8 protein-coding genes are annotated in these 9,778 nt (G+C 63.9%); 3 read left to right on the forward strand and 5 right to left on the reverse strand.

Annotated features, from left to right (window positions below; genetic code table 11):
* The first annotated feature begins 137 nt into the window (after positions 1-137).
* On the forward strand, positions 138-932 hold the full coding sequence (locus tag OZ411_RS21585; RefSeq protein ID WP_282529573.1) for an enoyl-CoA hydratase-related protein: 795 nt from the start codon (positions 138-140) through the stop codon (positions 930-932).
* A gap of 9 nt (positions 933-941) precedes the next feature.
* Here the strand turns inward: OZ411_RS21585 and OZ411_RS21590 are convergent, their stop codons facing one another.
* The gene (locus OZ411_RS21590; protein ID WP_282529574.1) at positions 942-2,648 is read right to left on the reverse strand and encodes an IlvD/Edd family dehydratase; all 1,707 of its coding nucleotides are present in this window, start codon (positions 2,646-2,648) and stop codon (positions 942-944) included.
* 75 nt (positions 2,649-2,723) lie between these two features.
* The gene (locus OZ411_RS21595; protein ID WP_282529575.1) at positions 2,724-3,542 is read right to left on the reverse strand and encodes an NAD(P)-dependent oxidoreductase; all 819 of its coding nucleotides are present in this window, start codon (positions 3,540-3,542) and stop codon (positions 2,724-2,726) included.
* Positions 3,543-3,645: 103 nt separating this feature from the next.
* Between OZ411_RS21595 and OZ411_RS21600 the strand changes: the two genes are divergently transcribed.
* Entirely contained in the window at positions 3,646-4,608 is a 963-nt protein-coding gene (locus OZ411_RS21600) for an SMP-30/gluconolactonase/LRE family protein (RefSeq protein WP_282529576.1), read from the forward strand.
* A 52-nt stretch (positions 4,609-4,660) separates the two neighbouring features.
* On the opposite strand, the gene OZ411_RS21605 is transcribed toward OZ411_RS21600, so the two are convergent.
* Complete coding sequence (locus tag OZ411_RS21605) at positions 4,661-6,091, reverse strand: aldehyde dehydrogenase family protein (protein ID WP_282529577.1); 1,431 nt, start codon at positions 6,089-6,091, stop codon at positions 4,661-4,663.
* Positions 6,092-6,384: 293 nt separating this feature from the next.
* A complete protein-coding gene (locus tag OZ411_RS21610; RefSeq protein WP_282529578.1) occupies positions 6,385-8,751 on the reverse strand; it encodes a transketolase in 2,367 nt (788 codons plus the stop codon).
* Positions 8,752-8,889: 138 nt separating this feature from the next.
* Between OZ411_RS21610 and OZ411_RS21615 the strand changes: the two genes are divergently transcribed.
* Positions 8,890-9,351: an Lrp/AsnC family transcriptional regulator gene (locus tag OZ411_RS21615; protein WP_130584072.1), complete on the forward strand. Its 462-nt coding sequence runs from the start codon at positions 8,890-8,892 to the stop codon at positions 9,349-9,351.
* Positions 9,352-9,529: 178 nt separating this feature from the next.
* Here OZ411_RS21615 and OZ411_RS21620 read toward each other — a convergent pair.
* Positions 9,530-9,778, reverse strand: a 249-nt coding sequence (locus tag OZ411_RS21620; RefSeq protein WP_282529579.1) for a hypothetical protein, incomplete at its 5' end; no start/stop codon positions are given.

The following is a 9,778-nucleotide window of genomic DNA, read 5'->3' on the forward strand; positions in this document are numbered from 1 at the left end:
TGGCCCCATGCTTTGCCGCGACGCAAGAGCGTTTCCAGCGGCGAAACGAAATAAGGCGTCATTTTGGGGCGGCTGGGATTGTCACTCCTCCCCTCGGCGACTTAAATGCCCGAAACGCCCTGACTGGGAGGCCCCTCATGCCGACACCCGACGTTACTACCACCGAACCGGCGCTGCTCAACATCGACGGCGCGATTGCCACGATCACGCTCAACCGGCCGGCGGCCTTCAACGCGATTGATCTGTCAATCGCAAAGAAGCTCGAGCAGTTTGGCGCTGAAGTCGAGGGCAACAACAATATCCGCGTGCTGGTGATCGAAGGCGCAGGCCGCGCTTTCTGCGCCGGCGGCGATCTGCAAACCATTGGCGCGGCAGTTGAGGCCAATGACGTCAACTCGGTCGTCGGCGAGCTGCTCAAGCACTATCACACCTTCATTGCGACGCTCCGGCGGATGCCTAAGCTCGTGCTGGCGAGCGTGCATGGTTCGGCGGCCGGCGCCGGCCTGTCGCTTGCCTTTGTTGCCGACCTCTGCATCGCGGCCGAAGACGCCCGCTTCACGCCTGCCTATGCCAAGATCGGCGTCTCGCCCGACGGCGGCGGCACCGTCGGCCTTGCCGCGAGCGTCGGTCCCCGTCGGGCCATGCAGATCTTCCTGGCCGAGGACGGTTTTTCGGCGGCGCAGGCTTACGATTGGGGTCTCGTCGCGAAGGTCGTTCCGGCGGTCGAGCTGAAAGCCGCGACGCGCGAGTTCGCGCTGAGGCTCGCGCAGAACGCGCCGGCTGGACTTGCCGCGACAAAGGCCTTGATCCACCGCGCCCCGACAACGCCGATCCAGGCGCAGCTCGATGCCGAGCGCGATGCCATCATCAACTGCATGCAATCGGACGAATTTCGCATCGCTGTGAAGAAATTCACCAGCAAGTCGAAATAGGTTGGAGTCCTACTCCTTCCCGCCAACACGCATGAAATCGAAATCGCAGCCTTCGTCGGCCTGCAGGATGGTTTCATTGAACAGGTGCGCATAGCCGCGCTTGGCCCAGTCGGGCGTAGCCCGCTGCGGCAGCGCGGCGCGGCGCTTCTGCAATTCGGCCTCGTCGACCAGAAGATCGATGCGGCGCTTTGCGACGTCGAGCTGGATCATGTCGCCGTTCTTCACGAGCGCCAGCGGACCGCCGACGGCGGATTCAGGCGTGATATGCAGCACGATGGTGCCGAATGCCGTACCGCTCATACGCGCATCCGAAATCCGCACCATGTCCTTTACACCGGCCCGCGCAAGCTTCCTGGGGATCGGCAGATACCCAGCCTCGGGCATTCCGGGCGCGCCCTTGGGCCCGGCGTTGCGCAGCACCAGCACGTCGTCGGCGGTGACATCCAATTCGGGATCATCGACGCGGTGCGTCATATCCTCCACGGATTCGAACACGACCGCGCGCCCGGTATGCTGCAACAGCTTCGGACTGGCCGCTGACTGCTTGATGACCGCACCGCGCGGCGCGAGATTGCCGTGCAGGATCGCCATGGCGCCCTCGGCCTTGATCGGATTCTGGCGCGAGCGGATCGCATCCTGCCCCGGCACCTCCTCGGCCGTCGCGACCACTTCGCGCAGCGTCTGCCCGGTGATGGTCCTCGCATCGAGATCGATGAGATCGCCGAGTTGCGCCATCAGTTTCGGCACGCCGCCGGCGTGGTGGAAATGCTCCATGTAATGCTCGCCCGACGGCTTCAGGTCGACCAGCACCGGCACCTCGCGGCCGAGCTTGTCGAAAGCTTCGAGGTCGATCTTGTATGGCGAGCGATGTGCGATGGCAGTCAGATGGATGAGACCGTTGGTCGAACCGCCAATCGCCTGCATCACGACCTGCGCATTACGGAACGACGCCGGTGTCAGAATCTCGCTCGGCTTCGGCCCCTTGGCCTTTGCCATCGCGGCGGCGACCCTGCCGCTCGCTTCCGCCGAACGGAATCGCTCAGCGTGCGGCGCAGGGATGGTCGCGCTCATCGGCAGCGACAGGCCGAGCGCCTCGGTGACGCAGGCCATGGTGGAGGCGGTGCCCATCACCATGCAGGTGCCGACCGATGGCGCGAGCCGGCCATTGACCGCCTCGATCTCGTTGTCGTCGATCTCGCCGGCGCGATATTTGCCCCACAGCCGCCGGCAATCGGTGCAGGCGCCGAGCACTTCGCCCTTGTGATGGCCGACCACCATCGGCCCGACGGGAATGACGACCGTCGGCAGATCGGCGCTGACGGCGGCCATGATCTGCGCCGGCAGCGTCTTGTCGCAGCCGCCGATGACAACGACCGCGTCCATCGGCTGGGCGCGGATCATCTCCTCCGTATCCATCGCCATCAGATTGCGCAGATACATCGAGGTCGGATGCGCAAAGCTTTCCGCGATCGAGATCGTCGGGAACACGAACGGCATCGCGCCTGACAGCATCACGCCGCGCTTCACCGCCTCGAGGATTTGCGGGACGTTACCGTGGCAGGGATTGTAGTCGCTATAGGTGTTGGTGATGCCGACGATCGGACGGTCGAGCGCGTCGTCCGAATAGCCCATCGCCTTGATAAAGGCCTTGCGCAGGAACAGGGAGAACCCGGCGTCGCCATAGCTCGTCAGCCCCTTGCGCAGTCCTTCAGCCATTTCTTCATCCTCTCGTCTTGTTGCGGGCACTAACGGAGTGCGGCGGCCGTTGTCAACGTCGGATGCCTGAGCGCATCACTTCCAGTCGATGACCCGGCTTTTGTCGCCGTCGAACTCGATGCCGCAGAACGCGCCGCCCTGGTAGAAGTCGCCGACGGGATCGGGCGGCAGTTTGGCCTGCTCAGCCATCGCATGTTCCCGGAAATCTTCCGCGCGGCCGGTCGGGCGGTAGCCGAGATCGTAGGCACGGTGATTGTCCCACCAGGCGCGCTCGTTGTAGGAGGCGCCGTAAAAGATCTCGAAATGGATGCCGGGATGCTCGAGCCCGGTGCGGCAGAGCTGCACCAGATCCTCCGGCTTCAGCCAGATCGAGAGCCGGCGATGATCGAGCGGTTTGTCACCAAAATTGCCGATCCGCAGGCAGGTCACCTTCAATCCATGCTTGTCGGCATAGAGCGCGCCCACAGCTTCGCCAAACACCTTGCTGACGCCGTAGCGGCTGTCGGGACGTGCCGTCACATCGGTACCGATGCGGTGATGGCGCGGATAGAAGCCGACCGCGTGGTTCGAGGAGGCGAAGATCACGCGCTTCACACCCTTTTTGCGAGCGGCCTCGAACAGATTGTAGCAGCCGATGATGTTGGACTGGAGGATAGAGTCCCAGGGGCCCTCGACCGAATAGCCGCCGAAATGCAGGATGCCGTCGACGCCTTCGCAGATCGCCTCGACCTGTTCGAGATCGGCGAGATCGGCAGCCTTGAACGTTTCGTTTGCGCCGAGATCGGCCGGCGTCTTGAGATCGCTGAGCACGAGGTCGGGATAGATCGGCGGCAGCAGCTTGCGCAGGCTGGTGCCGATACCGCCGGCCGCGCCGGTCATCAGGATGCGTGGCATTTCGTCTCCCGTTTCTTCCCTCGTTGTTTCAGCCGATTTGCGGTCGGTGTCCGACAATGATAGCAAAATGAGGCGCGAGGAAACATCACAACGAGAACAGCAAATGTCCGATACGTATTCCGCCGGCTGGCGTCCGGCGACGTTCTATCCTGATCCCGCGATCCATGCGCTCGATCCGCGCTTCGAGAAATACTGGCTCAAGCTCTCGGCAGTAGAGCGGCTGGCCACCGGCCTGCGCTGGGCCGAGGGTCCGGTCTGGTTCGGTGACGGGCGTTATCTTCTGTGCAGCGATATCCCCAACCAGCGCATCATCAAGTGGGAAGAGGAAACCGGCGCGGTCAGCAATTTCCGTAAGCCCTCCAACTTCGCCAACGGCAACACCCGCGACCGGCAGGGTCGGCTCGTCACCTGCGAGCACGGCGGCCGCCGCGTGGTGCGCACCGAGTATGACGGATCGATCACGGTGTTGATGGACTCCATCAACGGCAAACGGCTGAACTCGCCCAATGACGTTGTCGTGAAGTCCGACGGCTCGATCTGGTTCACTGATCCCACCTTCGGCTTGCTCGGCAACTACGAAGGCTACAAGGCCGAGTCCGAGATCGATGCCAACGTCTACCGGATCGACGGCGAGACCGGCAAAGCGACCATCGTCGCCGAGGGCGTTTTGGGGCCGAACGGTCTGTGCTTCTCGCCGGATGAAAAGATCCTCTACATCGTGGAATCCCGCGGCGTACCGAACCGCAAGATCCTTGCCTATGACGTCGCGCCCAGTGGCGACAAGATTGCCAACAAGCGGGTCTTCGTCGATGCCGGCCCGGGCACGCCCGACGGCATGCGTTGCGACATCGACGGCAACCTCTGGTGCGGCTGGGGCATGGGCGATCCCGAACTCGACGGCGTCGTCATCTTCGCGCCCGACGGCGTCATGATCGGCCGTATCGCCTTGCCGGAGCGCTGCGCCAACCTCTGCTTCGGCGGATTGAAGCGCAATCGCCTGTTCATGGCCGCAAGCCAGTCGATCTATGCGCTTTACGTCAACACGCAAGGCGCGCTCGGCGGGTAGAAACACGGCGCCGGGGCGAAGGCCCCGGCGCCGCAATAGTGTCGTGAAAGGCTTACGCCGCGTTGAAGCCGGCGACGGCCTTCACCTCGAGATATTCTTCGAGGCCGAACTTGCCCCATTCGCGGCCGTTGCCGGACTGCTTGTAGCCGCCGAACGGCGCGGTCCGCTCGTTCGGCACGCCCTGCAGGTTGACGTTGCCGGCGCGGATCTGGCGGCCGACCTTGCGCGCGCGCTCCACCGTACCGGCGGAGACGTAGCCCGCAAGACCATAGGGCGTGTCGTTGGCGATACGGACGGCGTCTTCCTCGTCCTTGGCGCCGATGATGGTCAGCACCGGCCCGAAGATTTCCTCGCGGGCGATCGTCATCTCGTTGGTGACGTCGGCGAAGATGGTCGGACGGACGTAGAAGCCCTTGTTGACGCCCTCGGGCAGGCCCGGGCCGCCGGCAACAAGCGTTGCGCCTTCGTCGATGCCCTTCTTGATCAGCGCCTGGATCTTGTCCCACTGGCCGCGGTTGACGACCGGGCCGATGGTGGTGCCGTCGCCGCGGGGATCGCCGGCCTTGGTCTTGTCGGCGACGCCCTTGGCGATCGCGGCCACTTCCTTCATCTTCGACAGCGGCACGATCATCCGCGACGGCGCGTTGCAGGACTGGCCGGAATTGTTGAACATGTGCATCACGCCGCCAGTCACAGCCTTCACGAGGTCGGCGTCGTCGAGGATGACGTTCGGCGACTTGCCGCCGAGTTCCTGGCTGACGCGCTTCACGGTCGGCGCGGCGCGCTTGGCGACATCGACGCCGGCGCGGGTCGAGCCGGTGAACGAGATCATGTCGATGTCAGGATGCTCGCTCATCGCAGCGCCGACCTCAGGGCCGAGGCCGTTGAGCAGGTTGAACACGCCCTTCGGCACGCCGGCTTCATCGAGGATTTCGGCGAAGATCAGCGCCGAGGTCGGCGTGAACTCGGACGGCTTCAGGATCATGGTGCAGCCGGCCGCGAGCGCCGGCGCGACCTTGCAGGCGATCTGGTTCAAGGGCCAGTTCCAGGGCGTGATCATGCCGATGACGCCGACCGGCTCGCGCACGATCACGGCGGTGCCCATGGTCTCCTCGAACTCGTACTTCTTGAGCACTTCTAAAGTATTCATGAGATGGCCGAGGCCGGCGCCGGCCTGCAGCTTCTCCGCCATCGGCAGCGGGGCGCCCATCTCGTCGGAGACGGCGGCGCCGATCTCCTTCATGCGGCGCTTGTAGATTTCGACGACCTTGGTCAGCAGCGCGACGCGCTCCTCGCGGCTGGTCTGCGAATAGGTCTCGAAGGCGCGCTTGGCGGCAGCCACCGCCTTGTCGACGTCGGCCTTGGAGCCGAGCGCCACTTCGTACATCGCCTCTTCGGTCGCCGGATTGATGACGGGGGTGGACTTCTTGACGACGGGATCGACCCAGGCGCCGTCGATATAGAATTGCAGGCGGTTGACCATCGGAAACCTCTTGTGCGGGGCGTATGGAGAACAGAACGGAAGCGTTCGGCAGGCATCCTTGCACGAAAGCTTGATGAGTTGAACCCGCCATATGCGGTGCGCCGACAGGCGGCGGATACCGGATATAAGATCAGCCCCGCGATGGTGGCAAGCCTCCTCCACGGTCATTCCGGGATGCGCCCGCTTGGGCGCAGGCCCGGAATCCATTTCACCACAATACGCGCAGCTAAATGGATTCCGGGTTCGCGACTTCGTCGCGCCCCGGAATGACGCGCCCCACACCAACACATCCGTTATACCGCCATTTTGCGGTGCCGCACCGGGGCGCCGACGGTTACCGTTTCGGCGGCGTCGATGATGGCGTTGGCGTCGATGCCGTGGTGGCGGTAGAGGTCGCCGATCGAGCCGGTCTGGCCGAAATGCTCCACGCCCAGCGCCTCGACGCGATGGCCGCGCACGCTGCCGAGCCAGCCGAGCGAAGCCGGATGGCCGTCGAGCACGGTGACGAGACCGCAGTCGCGGTGCAGGGCCGAGAGCAGCTTTTCGACATGGCTGAGATGCTGCACGCCGCGCCGGTCGCGGCGCAAATTCCGTGCCGCGGTCCATCCGGCATGGAGCCGGTCGGCGGAGGTGATCGCAAGCAGGCCGACATCGCGATGGCTCTCGCCGATGAAGCCAACCGCCTCGATCGCCTCCGGCCCGACCGCGCCGGTATAGGCGACCACGATATCGCAGTTCGGCCCCGGCCGCCGCAGCCAATAGGCGCCGTCGGTGATGTCGCGCTGCAGCTCGCCCGTCATGATCCGCTGCGGCTGCTCGATGGTGCGGGTCGACAGCCGCAGATAGACCGAGCCGCCGTCGGCGCCCTCGCGCTGCATGTGCTGGAAGCCGAAAGCCATCATCACCGCGAGTTCGTCGACGAAGGCAGGCTCGAACGCGGCGAGCCCATCCTGGCCGATGCCGATCAGCGGCGTCTTGATCGACTGATGCGCGCCGCCTTCGGGCGCCAGCGTCACGCCTGACGGCGTCGCCGCCACCATGAAGCGCGCATCCTGGTAGCAGGCATAGTTCAGCGCATCGAGGCCGCGCTCGATAAAGGGATCATAGAGCGTGCCAACCGGCAGCAGCCGCTCGCCGTTGATCTGGTGCGACAGCCCAAGCGCCGAGAGCAGGATGAACAGGTTCATCTCGGCGATGCCGAGCTCGAAATGCTGTCCCTTCGGCGAATATTCCCAGGTGTAGGCGGAGGGGATCTTCTCCTGCCGGAACAGATCGTGGTTCTCCGCCTTTGCGAACAGGCCGCGGCGGTTGACCCAGGCGCCGAGATTGGTCGACACGGTGACGTCGGGCGACACCGTGACGATGCGCGCGGCGAGCGCGCTGTCGCCGCGGGCGATCTCGTTCAGCACCAGACCAAAACCCTGCTGCGTCGACATCTGCGCCGACGGCTTGAAGGCGAGCTGCGGCGGCACCTCAATCTCAGGCGCTTCCAGCCGACGACGCCCCTCGCGGTTGAACGGCGCCTCGCCAAGGAACGCTTCGAGCGCGGCCGGATCCTGCGACAGGCCTTCGAACTTTTCCCATTCGTGGCCCGGGCGGATGTTCTGGCTGGCGCGCCACTTCTCCATCTGTGCGACCGTCATCAGGCCGGCGTGATTGTCCTTGTGGCCCTGGAACGGCAGGCCGACGCCCTTGATGGTGTAGGCGATGAAGCAGACCGGGCGATCATGGTCGATCGATTCGAACGCCTCGATCATGCTCGCCATGTCATGGCCGCCGAGATTGGACATCAGCGCCAGCAGTTCTTCGTCGCTGCGACGGTCGATCAGGGCCGAGACCGGTCCCTGGTCGCCGATGTCGTCCTGCAGATGCTTGCGGAAGGCGGCGCCGCCCTGGAAGCAGAGCGCGGCATACATCTGGTTCGGGCAGTTATCGATCCAGCGCTTCAACGCCTCCCCGCCCGGCTCGGCGAAAGCCTCGAGCATCAGCTTGCCGTATTTGACGATCACCACGTCCCAGCCGAAGTTGCGGAACATGGTTTCGAACTTGGCCCACAATCCTTCGCGCACGACGGCATCGAGCGACTGCCTGTTGTAGTCCACCACCCACCAGGTGTTGCGCAGGCCGTGCTTCCAGCCCTCCAGCAGCGCCTCGAAGATGTTGCCTTCGTCCATCTCGGCGTCGCCGACCAGTGCGATCATGCGGCCCTCGGGCCGGTCCTTCATCCAGCCATGCGATTTGACGTAGTCCTGCACCAGCGAGGCGAACAGCGTCTGCGCCACGCCGAGCCCGACCGAGCCGGTGGAGAAATCGACGTCATCGACATCCTTGGTGCGCGACGGATAGGACTGCGCGCCCTTGTAGCCGCGGAAATTCTCCAGCTTCTCGCGGGACTGATGCCCGAACAGGTACTGGATCGCATGGAACACCGGGCTCGCATGCGGCTTCACGGCGACGCGATCCTGCGGGCGCAGCACCGAGAAATAGAGCGCCGACATGATGTTGGCGAGCGAGGCTGACGATGCCTGATGGCCGCCGACCTTCAGCCCATCGGCGTTGGGGCGGATATGGTTGGCGTGATGGATCGTCCAGGACGACAGCCAGAGCACTTTCCGCGCCAGCGCGGACAACAGTTCCAGGCGAGCGGGCGCAATTCCCATGACCATGCTCCGGGCGTGATTCAATATGCGCCGATTTTAGCGGGGGAGCCATCGGCAAAAATCTCAAATCCTTGCGACATACCTTCCAGGATTGGGATAAATTCCCACGTCCTGCCTCCAAACTGCGAGTTCATCCCAATGCCAGCGCTAGACGCCATCGACCGCAAGATCCTGAGCCTGCTGCAGACCGACAGCCGCATGACCATGCAGGAACTCGCCGACAAGGTCGGCCTGTCGGTCTCGCCGTGTCACCGCCGCGTGAAGCTTTTGGAGCAGCGCGGCGTGATCACGCGCTATATCGCGACCGTCGACCAGAAGGCGCTGGGACTGCATGTCTCTGTCTTCATCTCGATCAAGCTGGCGCGGCAGAAGGAGGAAGACCTCAACCGCTTCGCGCGCGCGATCTCGAAATGGGACGAGGTTCTGGAATGCTATCTGATGACGGGAAACCGCGACTATCTCCTGCGCGTCGTCGCCGCCGACCTCTCCTCCTATGAGGCCTTCCTGAAGAACAAGCTGACGCGGCTCGACGGCATCGCCTCGATCGAGTCGAGCTTTGCATTGAGCCAGGTGAAGTACTCGATCGCGCTGCCGGTGTGAGGCGGAGCTACGATTCCGTAGGATGGGTAGAGCGCAGCGAAACCCGTCATTCGCGCAGCTTGCTCCATCGCGATGGGTTTCGCTTCGCTCTACCCATCCTACGATGTCGTCCCCAGCGAAGGCGGGGACCCATAATCACAGGGAGATGTTGTGGCGCGAGCCACCACTCTTTCCACCGTCATTGCGAGCGCAGCGAAGCAATCCATTTCTCCGCAAGCGGCACTATGGATTGCTTCGCTGCGCTCGCAATGACGGGGATGGGTTCGGATTCAAATTTCAAACAGCGTGAGGATGTGAGTTCGCGTTCTCGCAGCACGACGTGCCCGAGCTTTGCTTCAGTTTCCGCCCTCGCATCGATCAGAGGGCGCAGGGAAAGCCGGGTGCTGGTTGCACCCGTGGGTCCCGTGCAACAAAAAGCACGGGGGTA

The organism is Bradyrhizobium sp. Arg237L, assembly GCF_029990105.1.
In the GTDB taxonomy this organism is placed as follows: Bacteria; Pseudomonadota; Alphaproteobacteria; order Rhizobiales; family Xanthobacteraceae; genus Bradyrhizobium.

Coding starts and splice junctions, on each gene's coding strand:
- OZ411_RS21585 (WP_282529573.1), top strand. CDS start 138: ATGCCGACACCCGACGTTACTACCACCGAACCGGCGCTGCTCAACATC.
- OZ411_RS21590 (WP_282529574.1), bottom strand. CDS start 2,648: ATGGCTGAAGGACTGCGCAAGGGGCTGACGAGCTATGGCGACGCCGGG.
- OZ411_RS21595 (WP_282529575.1), bottom strand. CDS start 3,542: ATGCCACGCATCCTGATGACCGGCGCGGCCGGCGGTATCGGCACCAGC.
- OZ411_RS21600 (WP_282529576.1), top strand. CDS start 3,646: ATGTCCGATACGTATTCCGCCGGCTGGCGTCCGGCGACGTTCTATCCT.
- OZ411_RS21605 (WP_282529577.1), bottom strand. CDS start 6,091: ATGGTCAACCGCCTGCAATTCTATATCGACGGCGCCTGGGTCGATCCC.
- OZ411_RS21610 (WP_282529578.1), bottom strand. CDS start 8,751: ATGGGAATTGCGCCCGCTCGCCTGGAACTGTTGTCCGCGCTGGCGCGG.
- OZ411_RS21615 (WP_130584072.1), top strand. CDS start 8,890: ATGCCAGCGCTAGACGCCATCGACCGCAAGATCCTGAGCCTGCTGCAG.